The sequence below is a fragment of the Tenacibaculum jejuense genome, from assembly GCF_900198195.1.
Lineage (GTDB): Bacteria > Bacteroidota > Bacteroidia > Flavobacteriales > Flavobacteriaceae > Polaribacter > Polaribacter jejuensis.
In genome coordinates, this window is the sequence record NZ_LT899436.1 from 936,475 (window position 1) to 960,894 (window position 24,420).

Genomic DNA, 24,420 nt, shown 5'->3' on the forward strand with positions numbered 1-24,420 from the left:
TAGTCGTTGGGGAGAGTAAGAAATTTACTATTTTTTTTATTATTAGTGTCGGTCTTTTGTTGTTGTAACAAATCAAAAGATCAGGAAAAGTATATCATTGGTTTTTCTCAGTTTTCTTCTAGTGAAAATTGGAAAGAAGCCGTAATACAGTCAATGTACATAGAAGCTGGTTTTCATAAGAATATCAGTTTGAATGTAGTAGATTCAAAATCTGATGTAGATCGTCAAATCTCAGATATAGAGAACTTCATAGATCAAAAGGTCGATGTAATTATAGTTTCCCCTATTGCACCAAAGCCTTTAAAATCAATCATAAAAAAAGCCATAAAGAATAAAATACCTGTTATTGTCTTAGACAGAGAAATTAGTGTTTACGATTCTTTTATAGGTGTTAATAATTATGAAGTTGGTGTAAATGCAGCTAAATATTTAAAATCATTAAAAAGAAGTTTAAAAGTTGTAGAAATAAAAGGTTGGGCTGGTACTACCCCTACAAAACATATAAGCTTAGGATTTCGAAAAAATATTCAAATTAATGATAGTTTAGATTTAGTAGGTTCTGTTCAAGATAGTTATGACGGGTCTGGAATTGCTGAGAAATTAAAAGACTTAATAACCAGAACTAAAGAAATAGATTATGTTTTCGCACATTCTGATGATTTAGCATTACAAGCTTATCAAGTATTTCAGTCTACCAAAAAACACAAAGGAATAAAGTTTGTTGGAGTTGGAGGTTTAAACTCAAAAAATGAAGGACTAGATCTGGTAAAACGAGAAATATTTGAGGCTACTGTACTTTGTCCAACTGGAGGTAAAGAAGCCATTCAAACTGCAATCAGTCTCATTAATGGAGAAGAGGTGAACTCTGAAATATTGTTACCTTCTGTAATTGTTGATAAAACTAACGTTGACTTGTTAAGTAGACAATTAGCTCTAATTAATGATCATGAGTCAGATATTAAAAAACAGCAAGAACGAATTGATAATCAGGTTCAATTATATAATTCGCAACGTGATTTTTTAGTTGCAACATTAGTTTTTTTAGGAATTATAATAACGCTGTTAATTATTACATTAAGAGCCAAGAGAAAATTAATTCAACAGAAAAGGTTATTAGTAAAACTCATAGATCAAATTGATAGTCAGAAAAAAGAAATTGAAAAAATTGCTGAAGATTTGAGAGTGACTAATGAAACAACTAATAATTTTTTTATGGGAGTTTCGCATGATTTTAAAACTCCAATTTCCTTAATATTATCTTCAACAGAATCGCTAATTGGTTCTGAAACAGATCAAAAAACTCAAGAATTTAATTTGATTTATAATAATTCTCGAAGACTTTTGAGAATGATAAATCAACTGTTAGATTTTAGAAGAGTAGAAAGCAGAAGCTTTAAGTTAAAAGCATCAAAAACAAATATTGAAACATTTGTTAATGCGATTTTTTCAGACTTTAACAGTGAAGCGAGAAAAAAAGAAATTCAGTTCTCATTAAAGTCAAAAATTAAAGAACCACAAGTTTTCATCGATAGAGATTTGTTTGATAACATATTATTTAACTTATTGTCAAATGCATTTAAATTTACACCAATAGGTGGGGAAATTAATGTAGCTATTGAAGAAAGTCCTAATAAAGTCTTTATCGCAATAAAAGATACAGGAATAGGTGTTCCAAGTTCTGAAAAAGAAAAAATATTCAATCAATTTTACCAAGGAACAAATAATCAGAAAACTAGTTCAGGAATAGGACTTTTCTTGACTAAAGAATATATAAAACTTCATAGTGGAGAAATTCGAGTAATTTCAGAAAAAGGCGAAGGAGCAGAATTTATAATTTCTATACCAAAAGGTAAGTCGCATTTAAAAACAGAAGAGATTATCAGTGAAGATATAAAAGAATCTAAACATTCAAAACAACAACTAATTGATAATACTATAGCTTTAAAGAGAACTAAAGGAGAAAAGGAGAGATTATTAATTATAGAAGATAACAATGATTTGAGAGTTTTCTTAAAAGAAAAGTTATCAGATTTTTATGAGGTGTACGACTCAGACGGAATAAAAGTTAAAGAAAAGATATTAGAAACCATTCCAGATGTTATTATTAGTGATGTAAACTTACCAGAAATTAGTGGGTTTGAAATTTGTGAAATGGTTAAAACAGATGAAAGAACATCACATATTCCCGTTTTAATTTTAACTGCTCTAAAAACAGATGAAGCACACTTAAAAGGATTGAAATCTGGAGTAGATATGTTTTTAACAAAACCATTTAATCTGTCTGTTTTATTTCAGTCATTAGAAACCTTATTGTACAATAGGAAAAAGCTTCAAAAATATTTTAAAGAGACATCAATAAATCTTAAAAAAGAAAAAGAGAAAGAGAATAAAAAGAAAATAAAAGATAAAGAGTCTGACTTTTTAAATAAGATTGATAGTCTTATAGATGAAAAAATGGATGATTCATCCTTTACTGTAGAGCTTTTAGCAGAAGAGTTGAATATATCTAGAGTACAATTGTATAGAAAGATTAAAGCTTTACTTGGAATTACTATAAGTGATTACATTCAGAATATTCGATTAGAAAAAGGAAAGGAAATGCTACTTTCCGGACAAGATTTAAGTATTGCAGATATTGCTTATTCTGTAGGGTTTTCTTCACCTAATTATTTTTCTACAGCTTTTAAGGCTAAATACGGAGAAACTCCGAAAAAGTATAAAAAAAGTAAAGAGAGTTAGTGTTGAGTGTATATCAATGGTAACAATTTTAAATATTTCGATTTTAAGTTGCTGGTTATTATGTGTTTGTGTTTTGTTTTTTAAATTGTAACAATTTTGAAGATAAAACAACATAAAGCAACTTAAATTTGTAATGTAATCTGATATTTGTGATTTCCAACTGGAAAGAACTAGTAAAAGAATTGGGGGATTATTTTACACTTCATCCAAATAAAGATTATAATATTAGCGCGATTTTTATCGCGCTTTTTTTATTTAAAATTCTTTCAAGATTTTTTGTTTTAACAGAAAAAGTCTATTTTTAGGAAAATTGTTAAAGAAAAAGAAATCATGCTAGTTAAAGTTTTTGGATCGGCACTGTTTGGTGTTGATGCTACTACCGTTACCGTTGAAGTTAATATAGATAAAGGAATTGGATACCATTTAGTTGGATTGCCCGATAATGCTATTAAAGAAAGTAATTACAGGATAGCAGCTGCACTACAAAATATTGGATATCGAATACCAGGAAAGAAAATTACAATCAACATGGCTCCCGCCGACCTTAGAAAAGAAGGATCAGCTTATGATTTAACTTTAGCTTTAGGGATTCTAGCAGCTTCACAGCAAATTAAAGCAAGTGAAATAAACAATTATTTGATTATGGGCGAACTATCTTTAGATGGAAGTTTGCAACCAATCAAAGGAGCTTTACCAATTGCTATAAAAGCAAAAGAAGAAGGTTTCAAAGGTTTTATTTTGCCTGAACAAAATGCACGAGAAGCCGCTGTTGTCAATGGATTAAATGTTTATGGAGTAAAAAACATTAAAGAAGTTATAGGTTTTTTTGATCGAGGGAATCAACTTACACAAACTATAATCGATATAGAAAAAGAGTATAGTAATCAATTAGAAAACCCTGAGTTTGATTTTGCAGATGTAAAAGGACAAGAGAGTATCAAACGTTGTATGGAAATAGCAGCTGCTGGCGGACATAATATTATTTTGATCGGCCCACCAGGATCAGGTAAAACAATGTTGAGTAAACGACTTTCTTCAATTCTTCCTCCAATGACTTTAGATGAAGCTTTAGAAACTACTAAAATTCATTCTGTAGTCGGTAAAGTGGCTAATTCTGGTTTAATGTTAGAGCGTCCTTTTAGAAATCCTCATCATACCATTTCAGATGTTGCATTAGTTGGTGGAGGTTCTTATCCGCAACCAGGGGAAATTTCTTTATCTCATAATGGTGTACTTTTTTTAGATGAATTACCAGAGTTTAAAAGAAGTGTTTTAGAAGTAATGCGACAGCCACTTGAAGATCGAGAAGTAACAATTTCAAGAGCTAGATTTACAGTAACTTATCCGTCGTCCTTTATGTTAGTTGCAAGTATGAATCCAAGTCCAGGAGGATATTTCAATGATCCAGATAATGCTTTAAATTCTTCTCCATTAGAAATGCAACGGTATTTAAGTAAAATATCTGGACCTTTATTAGATCGTATCGATTTACATATTGAAGTAAATCCTGTGCCTTTTGAAAAACTTTCTGATACTAAAAAATCAGAATCTTCTGTAGTTATAAGAAAAAGAGTAACTAAAGCCAGAGAGATTCAAACCGAAAGATTTCGAATGTTAAATAATGTACACTATAATGCACAAATGAATACAAAACAAATTCGAGAGTTTTGCAAGCTAAATGAACCTTCTAAAGCATTATTAAAAAATGCAATGGAACAATTAAATTTATCTGCCAGAGCTTATGACCGAATTTTAAAAGTAGCTCGAACAATTGCTGATTTAGATAATGCTACAGATGTAGTTGAAAATCATATCGCTGAAGCTATTCAATATAGAAGTCTAGATAGAGAAGGATGGTTAGGTTAAAATTCTAATGAATTAATAATTCTCATTTACTATTTTTGCTCAATGTTTTTAAGAGCTGAACATACTTTTTTTCTCGAAAATGTTAAAGATTTCAAGAAAAGATTATTGCAATGGGGACAAACGCACGAAACAGTCGTTTTTTTAGATAGTAATAATTATGAACAACAATACTCAAGTTTTGATTGTGTATTGGCTGTAGACGAATTTACATCTATTAAAACCGATTATTTTAATGCTTTTGAGAAATTAAAAGAATACCAGTCTTACAGTAAAGATTATTTGTTTGGTTATTTGTCGTATGATGTTAAGAATGATGCAGAACGATTGTCTTCAAATAATTATGATGGTTTGGATTTTCCAGATGTATATTTCTTTCAACCTCAAAAGATGATTTCAATAAAAGGGAATGAAGCAAAGTTTTTATATTTAAATGCTTTTGATGATGAAATTGAAGATGATTTTGAAAGTATTTTAGGAGCGAATTTATCGGCAAAGTCAAATCAGTCAAATGATGAAAAATCATCTGTAAAAATTAAGCTTCGAATTCATAAAGATGAATATTTTTCAAAATTAGATCAGGTATTAAAACATATTCATCGAGGAGATATTTATGAAGCAAATTTTTGTCAAGAGTTTTATGCTGAAAATGTAGATATTGATCCGTATTCAATTTACAGAAATCTAAATGCGATTTCCGAACCTCCTTTTGCAACATTTTTTAAACATGAAGAGTTGTTTTTGTTATCAGCTTCTCCTGAACGTTATCTAAGGAAAGAAGGAAGCAAAATCATTTCTCAGCCTATAAAAGGAACAGCGAAAAGAATGGTAAATGCTATCGAAGACGATAAAATAGCTTTCGATTTGGCTAGAGATGAAAAAGAACGATCGGAAAATATTATGATTGTCGATTTGGTTAGAAATGATTTATCACGATTAGCTAAAAAAGGTTCAGTAAAAGTAGAAGAACTTTGTAAAGTATATCCTTTTAAACAAGTTCATCAATTAATATCGACTGTTGTTTCAGAAATTAATGAAGATGTTCACCCTGTAGATGTAATTAGAGAAACTTTTCCAATGGGAAGTATGACAGGCGCACCCAAAATTTCAGCAATGGAAATTATTGAAAAGTTAGAAGAGACAAAAAGAGGTTTGTATTCTGGAGCTTTTGGATATTTTACTCCAGAAGGTGATTTTGATTTTAATGTTGTGATACGTAGTATTTTATATAATTCTGATAAAAAATATGTATCTTATTCCGTAGGAGGAGCTATTACAGCGAAGTCAGTACCAGAAAAAGAATATGAAGAATGTCTGTTAAAGGCAAAAGCAATGAAACAAGTATTAACTCAAAACACCAACAGTAATTAAGAATGCATAGTACAATTCAATTTAAGCACAACGAAACCGAGTTTTTTGGTCAATACTGGAAACCTCAGAATTATAAAGCTTCAGTTATTATTCTTCATGGATTAGGTGAACATTCTGGAAGGTTTTCTCATGTTGCTGAAGAATTGATAAAGCATGATTTTGCTGTTATTGCTTTCGATCATTATGGTCATGGTAAAACAAAAGGGAAGAGAGGTCATAACCCTGGTTATAATGCAGTTATGAGTAGTATTGCCGCATTTATAAAAAAGACAGAAGAGGTTTTAGGGGAGTTTCCAATGTTTCTTTACGGTCATTCAATGGGAGGAAATGCAGTGTTAAACTACATGATTTCTTCTACAAACAATATAAAAGGAGTAGTTGCTACAAGTCCGTTTTTGAAATTGGCTTTTGAACCACCAAAATGGAAGTTGTCTTTAGGTAAAGTCATACAAAAGATTGCTCCAGCTTTAACTCTAGATAATGAAGTAGATCCTAATTTTATTTCTAGAATTCCTAAAGAAGTAAAAAAGTATCAAGATGATCCGTTAGTTCATTCTAGAGTAAGTCCTAATTTTTCTTTGGTTTTTATAGAGAAAGGCGCATATGCAATAGAAAATGCCTCCAAATTAAATAAGCCTGCTTTACTGCTTCATGGCAAAGACGATAAATTAATTAGTTATTTAGGAAGTGAGGAATTTGCAAAAAATAATCCAAGTATATCGCTGAAATTATACGATCAAGGTTATCATGAATTACATAATGATTTATGCAAAGATCAAGTAATTCAGGATATTATAACTTGGTTGAAAACTCAAGTGTAATTTATTTAAATCTAGTGCTACAAGATTTTAAATTTCATATAGAAGATGATTTTCCTTTTTTAAAAGAAACTCCTTTTTTAATAGCAGTTTCTGGAGGAATAGATAGTGTTGTTTTATGTCATTTGTTTCATGATTTAAAGTACAATTTTGCTATTGCTCACTGTAACTTTAAATTAAGAGGAGAGGCAAGTGATGCAGATGAAGACTTTGTAAAGAACTTAGGAAAGAAATTAAAAGTTGAAGTTTTAATCGCATCTTTTGAAACTGAAAAATATGTTACAAAGGAAAAATTATCAATTCAAATTGCCGCAAGGGAACTCCGTTACAATTGGTTTGAAAAATTAATTAAAGAGAGAGGTTTTTCTCATGTATTAACGGCTCATCATGCAGATGATAATTTAGAAACTTTTTTTATAAACTTAACTAGAGGTTCAGGACTTGATGGTCTCATTGGTATTCCAAAAGTGAATAAAAATATAGCAAGGCCGTTATTAAAATTTTCCAGAGAGGCGATAGAAAAATATGCATTATCAAATAAAATAGAATGGAGAGAAGATGCAAGTAATGCAGAACAAAAATATTTAAGGAACAAGATTCGTCACAGGCTAATTCCAATTTTAAAAGAGATAAATCCGAACATCTTGAACAGTTTTGAAAGAGTCTCGCAAAATTTATCAGAAAGTAAGAAGATAGTTGACGATAAAGTGAGTGAAATTTCGGAAAAAATACTTGAAATAGATGGAGATTTGATAAAAATAAGCGTTTCAGAAGTGTTAAAATTATCGAATCCTAAAGTTTATTTATACCAGTTGTTGAAAGAATATAATTTCACAGAATGGAATAATGTTAAGGACTTGTTAAAATCTCAAACAGGAAAAGTTGTTACCTCTAAAACCCATGAATTGCTTAGGGATAGAGATTTTTTATTGTTAAATAAACGCAATTTAAATGAGAGTTTAAAAACGCAGCAAGAAATAGGAATAGGCACATTCAAAATAGACGATAAAACAACGATAATTATTGAAAAATCCCTGAAAAATGAAGCAACAGGGAAAAATTCTATTTTAGTTAACAAAAATTTAGTAACTTTCCCGATGATAATTAAGAAATGGGAAGTTGGTGATTTTTTCTACCCTACAGGTATGAAAGGTAAGAAAAAAGTCAGTAAGTTTTTTAAGGACCACAAGCTATCGAAGTTCGAAAAAGAAAGAACTTGGTTACTTTGTACCAAAGAAAATGAAATCATTTGGATTGTCGGTTATCGACAAGACAGGAGATTTACTGCTTCAGTTTCTTCAAAGGATGTATTAAAAATAAGTATTTAAATAACCCCAATGACAATGAAAAGAGTTTTTACCCTATTTTTATTTATTCTAGGATTTTCACTTGTGTCTTTTGCGCAAGATGATCCTCTAGAAGTAGAAACCTCTGTAAAAAAAATCTCAGATACTGAGTACGATTTAATTTTCAATATTTTTATTGAAGATGATTGGCATCTTTATTCACAGTACAATCCAAAAGATGCATCATTACCTATGACAATAAAACCGTCTGTAGGAGATGAAGGTTATACTTTAGTTGGAAAAGCTGTAGAGAGTGAAACAATAACTGAATACAGTGAAATATGGGGAGTAGATGAAATCTTCTTTGCAGAAGAAGCTATTCTTACACAACGTATTAAAGTAGATGATCCGTCAATAACACAAGTATCATTAAATATAGATGCACAGGTTTGTAAAGAGTTTTGTTTACCTTACGACAATGATTTTACATTTTCTTTAAATGGAGGTAAAATTGTTGAAACTGTGGCTACTGTTGATGTAAAAAGTCAAAAGTTAACAAACTCTTTAAATTTAGATCTTAAAAACAAAGAATTATTAAATGCAAATGTTGATGGAAGTACTGAAGAAGATAAAGGAAACTTATTCAATATTTTCTTGTTAGGTTTTTTAGGAGGTTTAATCGCTTTCTTAACACCATGTGTATTTCCATTAATACCACTAACTGTATCTTTCTTTACAAAACAATCTGAGAAAAAAGCTAAAGGAGTTACAAATTCAATCTTATATGGTTTCTTTATCGTTGCTATTTATGTAGCTTTAAGTTTACCATTCCATTTTGCAGATAGTTTAGATCCAGAAATTTTAAATACGATTTCTACAAATATGTGGTTAAACATATTTTTCTTTATCGTATTAGTATTTTTTGCTGGTTCTTTCTTTGGATTCTATTCAATAACATTACCAAGTTCTTGGGGAAATAAAACAGATAGTGCTTCTGGTATTGGAGGTATCATTGGTATTTTCTTCATGGCAGTAACTTTAGCGATTGTTTCTTTCTCGTGTACTGGTCCAATTTTAGGTTCTTTATTAGCTGGTTCATTAACTTCAGATGGAGGGCCAATGCAGTTAACAGCAGGTATGGGAGGATTTGGTTTAGCATTAGCTTTACCATTTGCATTCTTCGCACTTTTCCCAAAATTACTAAGTTCATTACCAAAGTCTGGTTTCTGGATGAAAGCTATTACAGTAATGTTAGGATTCATTGAATTAGCATTAGCATTTAAATTTTTATCGAATGCAGATTTAGTAGGACAATGGAATTTCTTAAAAAGAGAAATCTTTATCGGAATATGGATTTTAATTACAGTATTAGCAGCATTATTCATGTTTGGTGTAATTAAGTTCCCAGGAGGAGAAAAGGTAAGAAGAGTATCTGGAATGCGTATTGTATTAGGTTTAGCTGTTTTAGGTTTTGCTGTATACATGGCACCAGGAGTTACACAAAAGCCAGTTTGGAATCAAAATTTATTAAGTGGATTTGCACCACCTCAATTTTATAGTGTTTACGAATTACAAGATAATAAATGTCCTTTAGCGTTAAATTGTTTTAAAGATTTTGACGAAGGTATGGCTTATGCAAAGTCTGTAAATAAACCAGTATTGTTAGACTTTACAGGTTGGGCTTGTGTTAACTGTCGTAAAATGGAAGAGAACGTTTGGAGTGAAAATAATATTTACAATACATTAAAAGATGATTATGTTTTAATTTCTTTATATGTAGATGATAATGAAAACACGTTACCAGCAGAAGAACAATTTGATTTTGTTAAGCCAAATGGTAAAATCAAGAAGATTAGAACATACGGTGAAAAGTGGGCAACTTTACAAACTGTTAACTTTAAAAATGCATCACAACCATATTATGTACAATTAAGTCCTGATATGGAAGTTTTAAATACACCGCAACAATATACTGATAAACTAAGTTATTACAACTGGTTAAAAACAGGATTAAAGAAGTTTAAAGAGTAAGATCTTTAAAACATCCGAGTAAACAAAAAGGTTCGCATTTGCGAACCTTTTTTATTATCTGAAAGACCAATTTTTAAAACTATTATTGGCTTCTAATTTATTTTCTAAAGCATCTGGTAGTTTTGGAAAAAAATCGATACCTGTTATTTTTTCCAATTGATCAATAGAAACAACAAAATCAGACAAAGATTGCGATGTTTCTTTGTGAGGTATTAAAAAAGCAATAGCTTTAACTTTAGAAGCCTTATAATCTAAAATTACCTTATAAAAAGCATTTGGTACAGTTACTTTTTCTTTACCTATATGTTTCTTTGAGTTATGGTTAAGTACTCCTCCTGTTATAACATATAAGTGCTTATACTTTTTTGACCAAGATCTAACCTTTTGTTCTAAACGATTCCAAACACCTGCATTAAAGTTATGCTTTTGCGGAGAAATGTTTGATGTATAAAACGTTTCATTAAAAAGCTTTTTTGAAGATTTTCTGTCTGCAGCAGGACATAAATGTCCTTTATCGTAACCAGATTTTTTATAGTTTCTCCAATCTGCAGATTTAGTTTTTACTTTTGGGTCTTGAATAAAATAAGGCCTTTTGAAATCTGCATAAATAATATCTTTTTTATCTAAGGAATAGGCAACCCATTCAGCTTGTTCGTGCTTTTCACTGTAAGAAAAAGAATATCCTGAGTGATGAATTATTTGCCCAGTTGTAGAACTAGGCAAATAATCAAATGATTTATCTCTTACATGATCATTTTCTTCAGTAATAGTACTTTCATGTTTTTCTCTTTTTTCAGTGTAATAATATGCAATAGCTACAGCTATGACTAAAAGAACACTAAAAATATCTTTTTTACGCTTCACTTTTTAATAGAATTTCTTTAAAGTCTTCTGTTCTTTCAGCTTCAGTGAAAATTTCTTGAAACTTAACAGGAGGAACAGTTAATTTTCTTTTTGCAAGATCTAACCATGCTCCATAAACATTAATTACAGCAGACAATTTACCTTGACTGTTAAAAACTTCGTGTTGAATTTTCCAACGCTCTCCTTTACTGGATAATCCTGTTATTTTTAAGTTTACAGAAATGTCTTCTCCTAAATGTATTTCTTTTAAAAACTTAGTATTTTCTTCAAATAAAATCGGACCTACTTTTTCTTTTGTAAAATCATGTATTGTTATTCCATACTGATTAAAATAACGTAATCTAGATTCAGCTGCATAATCGTTATATGCTGTATGTCTCATATGAATGTTGGCATCAAAATCTGCCCATCTCGTTGTAAAATTTACAATAAAGCTCATGTGTATGTTTTAATTTGTAACAGCGAAATTACAAACTTAACTTTTTACATCCAATGCATCTCTTAAGGCATTTCCTAACAACATAAAAGCCATAACCAAACTCATAATTGCAATTCCTGGAATTAATGCTAAATAGGGTTTTCCTAATATAATGTAGTTGTAGTGATTTTTAATTATTGCTCCCCAAGATGGTGTTGGTGGTTGTGCACCAATTCCTAAAAAGCTTAATCCACTTTCTATTAAAATTGCTGCGGCAAAGTTAGCAGCAGAGATAACAATAATAGGCGCCATGATATTAGGAAGAATATGCTTGAAAATAATTCTAAGGTTAGAAAAGCCTAAAGCTTTAGCTGCTTCTACATATTGTTCTTGTTTTGCGCTAATTACTTGCCCACGAACTATTCTAGCAACTTCAACCCACATGGTTAAACCTACAGCAATAAAAACTTGCCAATAACCTTTTCCCATGACTAATATAAAGGCAACTACTAAAAGTAATGTTGGAATAGACCATGTCACATTAATAAACCACATAATAAATGCGTCTATTTTTTTGCCATAGTAACCCGCAATTGCACCAATTGGTATTCCTATGATCAAAGAGATAAAAACAGCGATAAAACCGATGAAAAATGATATTCTAGTACCTATAAGTAATCTACTTAATAAGTCTCTTCCATACTTATCTGTTCCAAATACAAAAGTACTTTTACTAATAAACTTTTTAGGCTCGTTATTAAAGATAGATAAAGGATAAGATTTAGGAAGTTGATCAGCGTATTTTATTACTTCTAAAATATTATTTTGTACAGAATATGATAAAATAGGTAATTCTTTAAAATCATTTTTTTTTCCTTCTATTAATGTGGTATATAAAGATGTTTTTTCTTGTTGTTGATTAGGAATTTTAAGCATTAATACATTAAAACCAGGAGGTTTTGAATGAATTTCTAAATGCATTTGATTAGCTGAATTAGAATTATCTGGAGCTAAAACATAGCAAAATATAGCTATTAATCCGCAGAGAACGATGTAGCTAAAACTAAAAACACCCAGTTTATTTTTTTTGAATTTTCTAAGGGCAAGCTGATGTAAAGAATTCGAATTACTTTTCATCAGTATTTGTTTTCAAATTGGTAATATCTAAGCTAGAAGGGTTTTCATAAACTTCTAAATCAAAGAAAGAAACACTAGCGAAAATATGGTCAAAAATATCGGCCATAATTCGCTCATAAACAATCCATTCTTTTTCACTACTAAAAGCATAAATTTCTAAAGGAACTCCATTGGAAGTAGGAGATAACTGTCTACTCATAAAGAGTAAATCCTGGTTTATTTTCGGATGATTTTTTAAGTACATGTCAATATACTTTCTAAACATACCGAAATTCGTTAAGTTTCTTCCGTTAATAAGTAACGACTTGTCTATATTATTAGATGTATTATAAAGATGTACTTCATCTGATTTTTCCGTAACATAATCTTTAATTAGTTCAATCTTTTTGAAGTGTTCAATTTCGTGGTCAGAAAGAAAATGAATACTGTTAATCTTAATTTGAATAGCTCTTTTTATTCGTCTTCCACCAGAGTGATTCATTGCTCTCCAGTTTTTAAAAGAATCAGAAATTAAAGAATAGGTAGGAATACTAGTAATGGTATTATCAAAATTCTTTACAATTACTGAAGTTAAATTAATTTCAATAACATTTCCATCAGCGCCAAACTTTTCCATAGTAATCCAATCTTGCAAACGAACAGTATCGTAAACTGAAATTTGAATACTAGCCACAAAACCTAAAATAGTGTCTTTAAAAATTAAAAGTAATACTGCAGAAAAAGCACCCAGAGCAGTAAAGAAACGCAATAAAGGTTTACCCGTAACTATTGAAAAAGAAACTACAAAAGCAATAATCCATAAGAGAATCATAAAGATTTGCACATAACTTTCTAAAGGTTTGTCTTTAAAAGCAGGTAAAGTGCGTAAAAAATCTTTTATACTTTGAAGTATACTTTTAACCAAGGAAACAAAACTTAATACAATTAAAAGATTAACAAATCGCTTTGCATACTCCAAGAAATGAGGGAAATCAATTAATATAAAAGCTAAACTTCCGTAAGTGATAATTAACACTAGCACACGAGCTAAGTTTAAAAAGAATGAATTCTTAATAAGTATATTGTCAAACTCAGTTTTAGTTTTATTAGCTAATTTTTTTAAGAATTTACTTCCATAATACCTCAATATTTTAAATATTAAATATCCTAATATTGCTATAGTCAATAAATTAAAAAATACGTTGAAGTATGTTGCTAAGTTATGATTAACGTCTAGTTTGTCTCTTAAAAAATTATAAAAAAATCGATTCACCCCTTCTTATGATTTTAAATATCTTGAATTTCTTCCCCAATGCCTAAATTAAATCTTTTTCTGAAAAAATATACTGCAAGATAGAGTAAAGGTGTATCTAAAGCGGCAATTATAATTTTAAAAATAACTCCGCTTATTAATAACCCTAAGAATTTATCCCAAATGATAATTTCAAAAGAGCAAAGCAGTACTAATACAGTTAATGTATCAATAAATTGAGATGTAAAGGTTGAAAAATTATTTCTTAGCCATAAATATTTTCCCTTGGTTAAGTTTTTCCAAAAGTGATAAACCCTGATATCTATAAATTGAGCAAATAAATAGGCAAGCATAGAAGCTACAACTGCTAAAGGAGCAGCTCCAAAAACTAGGTTATAGGTTTCATCATTTACAGGTGACCAAACAGTGGCTGGTGCAGCTTTACCTGCATAAATTATTAGTAAAGAGAAAAGAGAAGCGAAAATTCCAGCAACAACAACTTGGTTTGCTTTTTTTTTACCATAAATTTCAGATAAAATATCTGTAATTAAAAAAGTAACTGGATATGGTAATAAACCTACAGAGATTTCAAATAATTTTACACCAAAAACTTCCAAATCGACAGGATACCAATAGAAAAATTTTTGAAAAATTAAATTTGAAGCTACTAATGAAGCAATAAACAAGGCCGCTAAAACTAGAAAAATATTTTGAGCAAGTAGTTTGTTTTTCTCAGTCATATAGCGAAAATAACAAAATTAAAATTGATTATGTTTGCATTATAAAACAAATGACAAAAAGAAGTTTATGAAGGCATATGTTTTTCCTGGACAAGGAGCACAGTTTACAGGAATGGGATTAGATTTATATGAAAAATCACCTATCGCTCAAGAGCTTTTCGAAAAAGCAAATTCTATTTTAGGTTTTAGTATTACCGACGTAATGTTTGAAGGTAGTGCTGATGAATTAAAACAAACGAAAGTAACTCAACCAGCCATATTTTTACACTCAGTTATTCTAGCTAAAGTATTAGGAGAAGAATTTAAACCAGATATGGTTGCAGGACATTCTTTAGGAGAATTATCTGCTTTAGTTGCAAATGGTGTTTTATCTTTTGAAAATGGTTTAACATTAGTTTCTAAAAGAGCTTTAGCTATGCAAAAAGCTTGTGAAGCTCAAGAATCTACTATGGCAGCTGTTTTAGGTTTAGAAGACGCAGTTGTAGAAGAAACTTGTAATGCTATTGATGGAGTAGTAGTAGCAGCAAATTATAATTGTCCTGGACAGTTAGTAATTTCTGGAGAAATTGAAGCGATTAATAAAGCTTGTGAGGTTTTAAAAGAAAAAGGAGCGAAGAGAGCTTTAGTATTACCAGTTGGTGGAGCTTTTCATTCGCCATTAATGGAACCAGCTAGAGAAGAGTTAGCAAAGGCTATTGAAGAAACTACTTTCAATACGCCAAATTGCCCAGTATATCAAAACGTAGCAGCAAAAGCGATTACAGATCCTAATGAGATTAAAGAAAATTTAATTGCGCAATTGACTGCGCCTGTAAAATGGACACAATGTGTGCAAGCAATGATTGCTGATGGAGCAACTGAAGTGATAGAAGTTGGTCCTGGAAAAGTTTTACAAGGTTTAATGCGTAAGATTGATAGAAGTGTAGCTGCTAGTGGAGCAAGCTTCGGAGAAGAATAAAAATAAGGCTGATTAAAATTTAATTTACGTCAACCTGAACTTGTTTCAGGTTCTCATTATAATCGTATGATTACTTTTAAGTGAGATTCTGAAATAAATTCAGAATGACGATTTAAACTAATTTTAATCAGCCTTTTTATTGTTACTGTTTTACTTTTTCTTGAAGTTTATTTAAAAGTACAGGTTCTCCAAAACCTAATTCTTTCATTCTTTTCAGTTGTGTTTCAGCATCTCCAACAACTAACCAAATCATTTTATTAGGATCTACATATTGATTTGCTAATTCTTGAATTCTAAGAATAGTCATTTCAGAAACTATTTTTTCTCTATCCTTCATATAATTGTTAGCTAAGTTATATGTACTTATGTTTTCTAACATTCTTAGTTTAGCACCCGTAGTTTCAAAAGCTCTAGCATTACTTTTAATCAAGAAACCTTTAGTTGTTGCTAAATCTTTTTCAGAATAATTCTTCGCATAGTTTTCTAGAATTTGCTTTACTAATTGAGAAGCTTCTAAAGTAACATTACTACGCACTCCACTACCAATAGTAAATGCACCTTTATCTTTTCCTCCAGAAAAACCTGATCTTACTCCGTAAGTATATCCTTTTCCTTCTCGTAATTGTTGTGTTAATTGAGAAGCAAATCCACCACCGCCTAAAATATAATTCATAACAGTAGCAGGATAATAATCCGCATCATTAAAAGCTAATGCTGGTGCTCCAAAACGTAATTGAGATTGCTTAGCATTTGGAATATCATAAAAATATACTGTCGATTTTTCAGGAGCTTCAGGAGTTTTAAAACTAGGAATAGTTACTTCTTTAGCCATCCATTTTTTGTCAAGTTCTTGTAAAGAAGCCATAATATTTTCTTTATCAATATCACCAACTACATGCATTGTTGTTATTGAAGGAGAAAAGAAATTATTGTAATAGGCTTTTAAATCATCGATTGTAATAGATTCAACAGATTTTATGTCACCTAATATATTTTTAGAGCGAATATTATCTTTTCCATAAATAAGTACATTATATTGATTAGAAGCTATTGAAGTCGGACTAGCTTCTTGTGATCTTAAATTTGTAATTGCACCTTTTTTTAATAACTCGAATTCAGCTTCATCCCATCTAGGTTCTAAAAGCATTTCTTGAACTAAAGCTAATGTTTGTTTGTAATTACGTTTTAGTGTATTACCAAAAACACGAATATTATTTTTAGTTGCAAAAATACTTACAGATGCTCCTAATTGAGCTAACTCATCTTCTAACTGACTTACATCTTTATTTTTAGTTCCTTTTTCTAATAAACTAGCTGTTAAATTTGCAACACCTAATTTATCCATGTTTTCAAGTAATTGTCCACCTTCAATAACGAAATTGAATTGTACTAATGGAACTTCATCACTTTGAATTCCAAATACTTTTAAACCGTTTTTTAATTCATCTTTCCAAACATTTGGAGTTTTTGATTCTGGAGCTTTTCCATATGGAGGCTCAACAGAACGATCAAAAGATGAAGGTGTTTTTTCATAAGTTGCTGCTATTGATGAATCGAATGATTCTTCTGCACCTGTAACTATTTTTTCCTCAATTACATTTGCTTCTACCGAGTTTGATAAAGCTAATTCTTGTTGAGTTTTTGGAACAAAACTAGTAGCGATATAGTTTTTGTCTTTTATATATTTGTTGTAAGCAGTCATTACATCTGTAGTAGTAACTGCTAATGTTTCATTTAATTCTTTAGTAACATAACCAGGATTTCCAGTATATGTATTGTAAGAAGCTAAACGAGAACCTTTACCAAGAACGCTAGATAAACTGTTATAAAAATCTGTTTCTAAACCAGCTTTAATACGATCTAAATCTTTTTGAGGAATTCCGTTTTTTTCAAAATCAACAAATGCTGTATAAATCCCTTTTTGAACTTCATCTAATTTTGTGTTAGAGAAAGCTCTAACGATCAATTGAGTTTGGCCTGCAATTTCAGAATTGAAATTAAACATTGTTGTGCCTGATGTTAATTTTAAATCATCTACCAAAACTTTATTTAAAGGAGCTTTTTTTCCATTACTTAAATATTCTGCTAAAATATCTAAAGCATATGCATCTTCATGATATTGTTCTACAGTTGGCCATGTTAATGTTAATTCTGGTAAACGAGCAAAATTATCTTCATAAACTATGTGTTTAGTTTCTTTAACAATTCCAGGTCTTTTTTGAATCGGAGCAATTGTTTCACCTTTAGGAATTTCATCAAAATATTTATGAACCCATTCTTTAGCTTGAGTAACATCTAAATCACCAGATAAAACTAAGGTAGCATTGTTAGGAACATACCATTTTTTAAAGAAGTTTTTTACATCTTGTAAAGTAGCATTTTGTAAATCTTCTAAAGAACCAATTACTTGCCAATTGTATGGATGATCTTTTGGATACAGATTCTTTCCAATTACATATTGTCTATGTCCATATGGTCTATTATCAACACTTTGTCTTTTTTCATTTTTTACAACTTGTTTTTCTTTCGCTAAAACAGGATCTGTAACTGTATTTATAAACCAACCTAATTTATCAGCTTCTGCCCAAATCATTTTTTCTAAAGCATCGCTTGGAACAGTTTGTAAATAATTTGTTCTATCTCTTGAAGTAGATCCATTAGCACCAGAACCACCAATTCGTGCGCTCATTTTATCAAGTCCACCTTTACCCAAATTTTCCGATTCTAAGAATAATAAGTGTTCAAAAAGATGAGCAAAACCAGTTCTACCTTCTATTTCTCTTGCAGAACCCACATGAACCATAAGTTCTACAGCCACAACAGGGTCTGATTTATCAACATGAAAAATAACATCTAAACCATTGTCTAATGTGATTTTTTCATAATCTATTTTTAAATCTACTTTTTTGGATTCTTGTTCAGAAGAAGTACATCCTATTAAAATACAAAATAGGAGTCCAAAAGTTAAGTTTTTTATCATGGTTATATCTCTAAATTAGGCTTTAAAGATACTAAATGAAGAAATAGTTAAATTCCCTAAAGTTTGTTAAAATAAAAAAGACGATTTATCATAATCGTCTTTTTACACTATAAAACTTTAATTAAATGAACTTTTTAAAGGGTTCATCTACTTCAGTATTTGCAATATGATTTACGTAATTACTTATTACTTTTTGAGAAAGTCCCAAGATAATTTCTAAAACATGTCTTTCTGTATAACCAGCTTCATAAAATTTATCTAACTCTGGTTTAGAAATATTTCCTCTGTTTCTTAAGATAATAAGCGTTGTATCGTATAATGCTTGTAACTTAGCATTTGGCATAGCACTTTTATTTCTTAACGCATCAATTAGTTCAGGATTGACTTTCATCATATGTGCAATAGCAGTATGTGCCGGAACACAATAATGACATTCGTGCTCTACATTAATAGTTTGCCAAACTACAGTTAATTCTTCAGCGTCAAAAGCTGTTTGTGTAGAGAATAAATGATGTAATGTTTTATATCCTTCTAAAATAGCTGGAGATTCTGCTAATACACCATGTAAGTTTGGTAACATACCAAATGCTTTTACAGATTCTTCTAATTGTCCTTTACTTTTTTCAGGAGCTGTTTCGATAGTGTGAACAGTTAATGTACTCATATTAAAATTGATTTTAATAACTAAACAATCGGTTAGTTATTGATTAAAAAAATTATTTTTTACTAAATATGTTTTCTATAAAAATATGTAATTGTGGTTTGTTAAATACTCTAGAAGCTGAAGATAAACCGAACATAGAAACAATATAATAATCTGACTGTTCTTGAATTTGAACTTCGGAAAAGCCAGCTTCTTGTCGAACATTATTTTCAAATAAACTTCTTATTTCTTTAGTGAAGTTTGATAATTGATTTTTAATAACAGGATCAGAATCTTCGTTTAATTCATTAGCAGCATTGGTAACTAAACATCCTTTTATAAAGTCATTATTATCTTTTGCAAATTCTAAAAAATCATAGAAATATTCTTTTATTCCTACGATACCATTATTTGAATCTTTTAATTTATCTGTAATAGCTAAAAGCTTTTTTCTATAAGATTTCACACACTCTAAGAAAACACCTTTCTTACTTCCGAAACTAGAATAAATAGAAAATTTATTAATGCCCATTTGTTGCTCAAGCATGTGCATAGAAGTAGTTTCGTAACCATTTTTCCAAAACAGTTCCATTGCTTTATCGATTACTTCAGATTCTATGTATTCTTTTTTTCGTGCCATATACTTTACAAAACTAAACAATTGGTTAGAAATAAAAAGCTAGTTAACAAAAGTTTAATAATTTCTCTAAATTTTAAGATTGAGTATTCTGCCATTTCCAAGCAGATAACAGAGCTTCTTCTAAACTTTTTTCTGTTTTCCAATTCAGTTTTTCGTTAGCAATATTTGTGTCGGCATAAGCAGCTGTAATATCTCCAGCTCTACGTTCAACTATTTTATAGTTTAAATTTTGATTGGTAGCTTTCTCAAAAGCTTTAACAATTTCTAAAACAGAACTACCTTTTCCTGTTCCTACATTAAAGACTTCAAAAGCTGTTTCGTTTTTCTGATGTAGTAAACGATTTAAAGCAGCAATATGTGCTTTGGCTAAATCAACGACATGGATATAATCGCGAATGGCAGTTCCATCAGGAGTATCGTAATCATCACCAAAAATTGACAATTGTTCTCTAATTCCAGCAGCAGTTTGTGTTACGTATGGAATTAAATTTTGAGGAACACCTAAAGGAAGTTCTCCAATTTTAGCACTTTCATGAGCACCAATCGGATTGAAATATCGTAAAGCAATGGCATTTAAGCCATTTGCTTTACAACTATCTTGTATAATTTCTTCTCCAATTTGTTTAGTATTTCCGTAAGGAGATTCTGCTGGTTTAATTGGAGCATTTTCAGTTATTGGTAATTCATCTGCTTGTCCATACACTGTACAAGAAGAACTAAAAATGAAATTATTTAACTTTCTATCTCTCATTTCCTGAAGAATGTATACCAAACTACCAATATTATTCTCGTAATAATCTAAAGGTTTTTGTACACTTTCTCCAACTGCTTTAAATGCAGCAAAATGGATAATACCATCAACATGGTTATTTTCAAAAAAAGAAGTTACTTGTGCTTTACTTTTTAGATCTAGTTGAAAAAATTCAGGAACTTTACCTGTGATTTTTCCAATATTTTCTAATACTTCTATTCTGGCATTCGATAAATCATCGATTATAATAACATCAAAGCCTGAATTTTGTAATTCAACAGCAGTATGGGAACCTATAAATCCTAAACCACCAGTAACAAGAATCTTTTTCATTTTATTTTAGAAAATCGTTTACAGTTTTTGTGATGAACGCTAATTGTTCTTCATCTAATTCTGTATGCATAGGAAGCGAAATAACGGTGTCTATCAATTTATTTGTTACCGAGAAATCATCTTCATTATAACGTTCGTCTGCATAAGCTTTTTGCTTGTGTAATGGAACAGGATAGTAAATTGCATTTGGAATATTGTTATCTAACAAATGCTGATGTAATTCATTTCTTTTTCCATTGGTAATTTGTAAAGTATATTGATGAAAAACATGACAATCGCATGTATCACATATATTTCCACAAGATGAAGAAGTAGGAGTGATGATATTTTCATTACTAGCAAACGCATTGTTATAATATCTAGCAGCATCTCTCCTTGCGTTGCAATACGCATCTAAATTTGGAAGTTTAGCTTTTAAAACGGCTGCTTGAATACTATCTAAACGAGAGTTTACTCCAACTACATCATGATAATAACGTTTGTACATTCCATGATTTACAATTCCTCTGATGATATGAGCTAAATCATCGTCATTTGTAAAAATTGCGCCTCCGTCACCATAACAACCTAAATTTTTCGATGGGAAGAAAGAAGTTGTACCAACATTTCCTATTGTACCTGCTTTTTGCTTAGTTCCATCTTTAAAAGTATAATTAGCTCCAATTGCTTGAGCGTTATCTTCAATAACAAATAAATTATGTTCTTTAGCAATTTCTATAATAGCTTCCATATTTGCTACTTGTCCAAATAAATGTACAGGAACAATTGCTTTTGTTTTAGGAGTAATTGCTTTTTTAAGTGCTTCAATATCTATATTGAATGAGTCTGGTTCAACGTCAACTAAAACGGGAGTTAAGTTTAATAAACCAATAACTTCTACTGTTGCAGCAAAAGTAAAATCAACAGTAATTACTTCGTCACCAGGTTGTAATCCAAGTCCCATCATTGCTATTTGCAGCGCATCAGTTCCGTTTGCACAAGGGATTACGTGTTTAACGTCAAGATATTTTTCTAAGTCAGCTTGAAATTCTTTTACATAAGGACCATTCACATAAGCTGAAGAATTTAATACCTCTTGAATTGAAGTATCTACAATATCTTTAATTTTTTGATACTGACTTTGTAAGTCAACCATTTGAATTTTTTTCATCTAGACGTTTGTTTATGTATTCAAAAGTACAAATTTAAAACCTTTATATTTGATAAAAAACCAGCACGAATGAAAGTACTTAAAAAACTTGTTTTTTTTCTTTTAATAATCACTTCCTTACTTGTTTTAGGATATTTTATTTTCAGTAATCTTCAAAAACCTACTTACAAAGGAGAAATTTCTTTTGAGGGTTTAAAAGATAAAGTAACTGTATTTTATGATGAAGCAGGAGTACCTCATATTAACGCTCAGAATCAAGAAGATGCTTACCAAGTTTTTGGTTATGTACATGCTCAAGATCGACTATGGCAGATGGAAGTTGTTCGAAGAATTGCTGCTGGACGATTAAGTGAAATTTTTGGTAAAGAATTAATAAGAACAGATAAGTTTTTTGGAAGTTTAGGTATTGAAGAAGCCGCAGCAAAAACAATTCATAATTTAGATAAGAATTCTAAAGCTTATCAATTAGCATTAGCCTATTTAAAAGGAATTAATCAATTTATAAAAGAAGGAACTACTCCGTTAGAGTTTCATTTAGTGGGGATTGAAAAAGAAGAATATACATTAAAAGACATGTATAATGTTTTCGGTTATATGGCTTTTAGTTTCGCAGCAGCACATAAAACAGACCCGCTATTAAACGAAATTAAACAGAATTTAGGAGCAGATTATTTGACTGAATTAGGCATTCAAACGGAACATGGTCAGTTGATAAAAAATGCAAGAAAACCTGTTGTACAAGCTCAAATGACTGCGGCAATTAATAAAATTTACGAAAAGTTACCAGTGCCTAGTTTTATAGGGAGTAATTCATGGGTTTTAGGACCGAATAAAACTAAAAATGGAAAAGTTATTTTCGCTAATGACCCACACATTAACTTTTCTCAACCTTCTGTATGGTACCAAAGTCATATTAAAACACCAGATTTTGAATTGTATGGATTCAATTTAGCTTTAACTCCTTTTCCTTTGTTAGGACACAATAGAAATTATGCTTACGGATTAACAATGTTAGAAAATGACGATGTTGATTTTTATATAGAAAAAGACCATCCGGAAAATCAAAATCAATATAAAACTGTTGATGGATATAAAAATTACAAAACGTATTCAAGAACAATAAAGGTTAAGAAAGAGAAGGACAGTACTTATCAAGTAAGAGTAAGTCAGCATGGTCCTATCATGAATGATATTGTAGAACAAATTCAAGATGAACGTCCAATAGCAATGAAGTGGATTTATACACATTTACCTAATCAGTTGTTAGATGTGTGTTATGAAATGTCACATGCGAATTCTTTAAGTGAATTTAAAAGGGGAGTTTCTAAAATTCACGCTCCAGGTTTAAATGTAATGTACGGAGATGCAAAAGATAACGTCGCTTGGTTTGGAGCCGCTAAATTATATCAGTTTAGAGATAGTTTAAACACCAAAGTTTATTTAGATGGAACTACAGGAAAAGACGAGATTATTAATTTCTTGAATTTTGGAGAAAATCCTCAAGCAATAAATCCAGATTGGGGTTATGTGTATTCTGCAAACAATCAGCCAGATTCTGTAGCAGGAAAATTATACCCAGGATATTATTTACCAGAAGATAGAGCAAAACGTATTGTAACTTATATTGAAGAAAAAGAAAAATTTACAAAGGAAGACGTTTCAAAAATGATGAATAATGTTAACTCTTTAGTTGTTAAAGAAGTTATTCATACAGCATTAAAAAGTATTTCTGAAAACGATTTAAATACCAAAGAAAAAGAAGCGGTTCAATTTTTAACAGCTTGGGATGGTAACTATTATAAAGAAAGTGTGGCTCCAACAATTTATACAAAGTTTATTTATCAGTTTTTAGAGAATACCTATGAAGATGAACTAGGAGAAAAAGCTTTTTTACAGTTTTTAGATGGTGCACCATTGCAGAAGAAAATGATTGCTATTCAAATGAATAGAGAAGCTTCGGTTTGGTGGGATAACATAAATACAAAAGAAATAAAAGAAGATAAGAAACAGATTGTAACAGCATCATTAAAAGAAGCGGTTGCCTTTTTAGAGAAGCAATTAGGAACAGATCTTAATACTTGGAAATGGAAAAGAGTTTTATCTGTAGAACACGAACATCCTATAGGAAAAGCAGGAGGTTTATTACGTAAGTTTTTTAATGTTGGGCCATTTGAAACGAATGGAGGAAACGAGGTAATTAATAATCATATTTTTAGGTTAAATGCTTCAGGTATTTATACAGTAGTTGGAGGTCCGTCAACTCGAAGAGTTATCGATTTTTCAGATATAGAAAATAGTATTTCAATCTTACCAACAGGACAGAGTGGAAATAGATTTAGTCCTTATTATAAAGATCAAGCACAAAAATATCTTGAAGGAAAGTATATCAAAATGAAATTGAATCAAGAAGAGATTCAAAAATCAGAAAACAAATTAGAATTTTTACCAAAGTAATGAAAAAGCCAAA

The 24,420-nt window shown here is 30.3% G+C and carries 18 protein-coding genes; 8 read left to right on the forward strand and 10 right to left on the reverse strand.

What is annotated here, in order from left to right; all coding sequences use genetic code 11:
* Positions 1-6 precede the first annotated feature (6 nt).
* From AQ1685_RS04270 to AQ1685_RS04295, 6 genes are all read left to right on the forward strand, one after another.
* Positions 7-2,739: a hybrid sensor histidine kinase/response regulator transcription factor gene (locus tag AQ1685_RS04270; RefSeq protein WP_157730089.1), complete on the forward strand. Its 2,733-nt coding sequence runs from the start codon at positions 7-9 to the stop codon at positions 2,737-2,739.
* Between the two features lie 330 nt (positions 2,740-3,069).
* Positions 3,070-4,605 (forward strand): YifB family Mg chelatase-like AAA ATPase, encoded by a 1,536-nt coding sequence (locus AQ1685_RS04275; RefSeq protein ID WP_095069768.1) that lies wholly within the window; start codon positions 3,070-3,072, stop codon positions 4,603-4,605.
* A gap of 42 nt (positions 4,606-4,647) precedes the next feature.
* Positions 4,648-5,973, forward strand: a complete 1,326-nt coding sequence (pabB, locus tag AQ1685_RS04280; protein ID WP_095069769.1) for an aminodeoxychorismate synthase component I — start codon at positions 4,648-4,650, stop codon at positions 5,971-5,973.
* 2 nt (positions 5,974-5,975) lie between these two features.
* Positions 5,976-6,794 carry an alpha/beta hydrolase gene (locus tag AQ1685_RS04285; RefSeq protein WP_095069771.1) on the forward strand — a complete coding sequence of 273 codons (819 nt, stop codon included), beginning with the start codon at positions 5,976-5,978 and terminating at the stop codon, positions 6,792-6,794.
* Positions 6,740-8,119: a tRNA lysidine(34) synthetase TilS gene (gene tilS / locus AQ1685_RS04290; RefSeq protein WP_162288550.1), complete on the forward strand. Its 1,380-nt coding sequence runs from the start codon at positions 6,740-6,742 to the stop codon at positions 8,117-8,119. The genes AQ1685_RS04285 and tilS overlap by 55 nt, the downstream gene beginning before the upstream one ends.
* Positions 8,120-8,134: 15 nt before the next feature.
* Positions 8,135-10,108 (forward strand): protein-disulfide reductase DsbD family protein, encoded by a 1,974-nt coding sequence (locus tag AQ1685_RS04295; RefSeq protein WP_095069773.1) that lies wholly within the window; start codon positions 8,135-8,137, stop codon positions 10,106-10,108.
* Between the two features lie 54 nt (positions 10,109-10,162).
* Here AQ1685_RS04295 and AQ1685_RS04300 read toward each other — a convergent pair whose 3' ends face one another.
* From AQ1685_RS04300 to AQ1685_RS04320, 5 genes are all read right to left on the reverse strand, one after another.
* Positions 10,163-10,972 (reverse strand): DNA/RNA non-specific endonuclease, encoded by an 810-nt coding sequence (locus tag AQ1685_RS04300; protein WP_095069775.1) that lies wholly within the window; start codon positions 10,970-10,972, stop codon positions 10,163-10,165.
* Positions 10,962-11,411, reverse strand: a complete 450-nt coding sequence (locus AQ1685_RS04305) for an acyl-CoA thioesterase (protein WP_095069777.1) — start codon at positions 11,409-11,411, stop codon at positions 10,962-10,964. The genes AQ1685_RS04300 and AQ1685_RS04305 overlap by 11 nt, the downstream gene beginning before the upstream one ends.
* A 36-nt stretch (positions 11,412-11,447) precedes the next feature.
* Positions 11,448-12,527 carry an ABC transporter permease gene (locus AQ1685_RS04310; RefSeq protein WP_095069779.1) on the reverse strand — a complete coding sequence of 360 codons (1,080 nt, stop codon included), beginning with the start codon at positions 12,525-12,527 and terminating at the stop codon, positions 11,448-11,450.
* Complete coding sequence (locus AQ1685_RS04315) at positions 12,517-13,692, reverse strand: mechanosensitive ion channel family protein (protein WP_231970248.1); 1,176 nt, start codon at positions 13,690-13,692, stop codon at positions 12,517-12,519. Before AQ1685_RS04315 ends, AQ1685_RS04310 begins: the two co-directional genes overlap by 11 nt.
* Positions 13,693-13,793: 101 nt before the next feature.
* Positions 13,794-14,498 (reverse strand): queuosine precursor transporter, encoded by a 705-nt coding sequence (locus AQ1685_RS04320; RefSeq protein ID WP_095069783.1) that lies wholly within the window; start codon positions 14,496-14,498, stop codon positions 13,794-13,796.
* A 67-nt stretch (positions 14,499-14,565) separates the two neighbouring features.
* Here AQ1685_RS04320 and fabD point away from each other — a divergent pair, with 67 nt between their 5' ends.
* Positions 14,566-15,456, forward strand: a complete 891-nt coding sequence (gene fabD, locus AQ1685_RS04325; RefSeq protein WP_095069785.1) for an ACP S-malonyltransferase — start codon at positions 14,566-14,568, stop codon at positions 15,454-15,456.
* Positions 15,457-15,598: 142 nt separating this feature from the next.
* Here the strand turns inward: fabD and AQ1685_RS04330 are convergent, their stop codons facing one another.
* The 5 genes from AQ1685_RS04330 to AQ1685_RS04350 all read right to left on the reverse strand — a co-directional run bounded on the left by AQ1685_RS04330 (position 15,599) and on the right by AQ1685_RS04350 (position 21,953).
* Positions 15,599-18,436 carry a M16 family metallopeptidase gene (locus AQ1685_RS04330; protein ID WP_095069787.1) on the reverse strand — a complete coding sequence of 946 codons (2,838 nt, stop codon included), beginning with the start codon at positions 18,434-18,436 and terminating at the stop codon, positions 15,599-15,601.
* A gap of 121 nt (positions 18,437-18,557) precedes the next feature.
* Positions 18,558-19,100, reverse strand: coding sequence for a carboxymuconolactone decarboxylase family protein (locus AQ1685_RS04335; protein WP_095069789.1), 543 nt, complete (start codon positions 19,098-19,100; stop codon positions 18,558-18,560).
* Between the two features lie 52 nt (positions 19,101-19,152).
* A complete protein-coding gene (locus tag AQ1685_RS04340) occupies positions 19,153-19,719 on the reverse strand; it encodes a TetR/AcrR family transcriptional regulator (protein WP_095069791.1) in 567 nt (188 codons plus the stop codon).
* A gap of 73 nt (positions 19,720-19,792) precedes the next feature.
* Positions 19,793-20,803 carry a UDP-glucose 4-epimerase GalE gene (galE, locus tag AQ1685_RS04345; protein WP_095069793.1) on the reverse strand — a complete coding sequence of 337 codons (1,011 nt, stop codon included), beginning with the start codon at positions 20,801-20,803 and terminating at the stop codon, positions 19,793-19,795.
* Between the two features lies 1 nt (position 20,804).
* Positions 20,805-21,953, reverse strand: a complete 1,149-nt coding sequence (locus AQ1685_RS04350) for a DegT/DnrJ/EryC1/StrS family aminotransferase (protein WP_095069795.1) — start codon at positions 21,951-21,953, stop codon at positions 20,805-20,807.
* A 69-nt stretch (positions 21,954-22,022) separates the two neighbouring features.
* Here AQ1685_RS04350 and AQ1685_RS04355 point away from each other — a divergent pair, with 69 nt between their 5' ends.
* Complete coding sequence (locus AQ1685_RS04355; protein ID WP_095074996.1) at positions 22,023-24,407, forward strand: penicillin acylase family protein; 2,385 nt, start codon at positions 22,023-22,025, stop codon at positions 24,405-24,407.
* Positions 24,408-24,420 lie beyond the last annotated feature (13 nt).

Coding starts and splice junctions, on each gene's coding strand:
- AQ1685_RS04295 (WP_095069773.1), top strand. CDS start 8,135: ATGAAAAGAGTTTTTACCCTATTTTTATTTATTCTAGGATTTTCACTT.
- AQ1685_RS04355 (WP_095074996.1), top strand. CDS start 22,023: ATGAAAGTACTTAAAAAACTTGTTTTTTTTCTTTTAATAATCACTTCC.
- AQ1685_RS04305 (WP_095069777.1), bottom strand. CDS start 11,411: ATGAGCTTTATTGTAAATTTTACAACGAGATGGGCAGATTTTGATGCC.
- AQ1685_RS04340 (WP_095069791.1), bottom strand. CDS start 19,719: ATGGCACGAAAAAAAGAATACATAGAATCTGAAGTAATCGATAAAGCA.
- AQ1685_RS04275 (WP_095069768.1), top strand. CDS start 3,070: ATGCTAGTTAAAGTTTTTGGATCGGCACTGTTTGGTGTTGATGCTACT.
- AQ1685_RS04310 (WP_095069779.1), bottom strand. CDS start 12,527: ATGAAAAGTAATTCGAATTCTTTACATCAGCTTGCCCTTAGAAAATTC.
- fabD (WP_095069785.1), top strand. CDS start 14,566: ATGAAGGCATATGTTTTTCCTGGACAAGGAGCACAGTTTACAGGAATG.
- galE (WP_095069793.1), bottom strand. CDS start 20,803: ATGAAAAAGATTCTTGTTACTGGTGGTTTAGGATTTATAGGTTCCCAT.
- AQ1685_RS04285 (WP_095069771.1), top strand. CDS start 5,976: ATGCATAGTACAATTCAATTTAAGCACAACGAAACCGAGTTTTTTGGT.
- AQ1685_RS04350 (WP_095069795.1), bottom strand. CDS start 21,953: ATGAAAAAAATTCAAATGGTTGACTTACAAAGTCAGTATCAAAAAATT.
- AQ1685_RS04330 (WP_095069787.1), bottom strand. CDS start 18,436: ATGATAAAAAACTTAACTTTTGGACTCCTATTTTGTATTTTAATAGGA.
- AQ1685_RS04320 (WP_095069783.1), bottom strand. CDS start 14,498: ATGACTGAGAAAAACAAACTACTTGCTCAAAATATTTTTCTAGTTTTA.
- tilS (WP_162288550.1), top strand. CDS start 6,740: ATGCAAAGATCAAGTAATTCAGGATATTATAACTTGGTTGAAAACTCA.
- AQ1685_RS04335 (WP_095069789.1), bottom strand. CDS start 19,100: ATGAGTACATTAACTGTTCACACTATCGAAACAGCTCCTGAAAAAAGT.
- pabB (WP_095069769.1), top strand. CDS start 4,648: ATGTTTTTAAGAGCTGAACATACTTTTTTTCTCGAAAATGTTAAAGAT.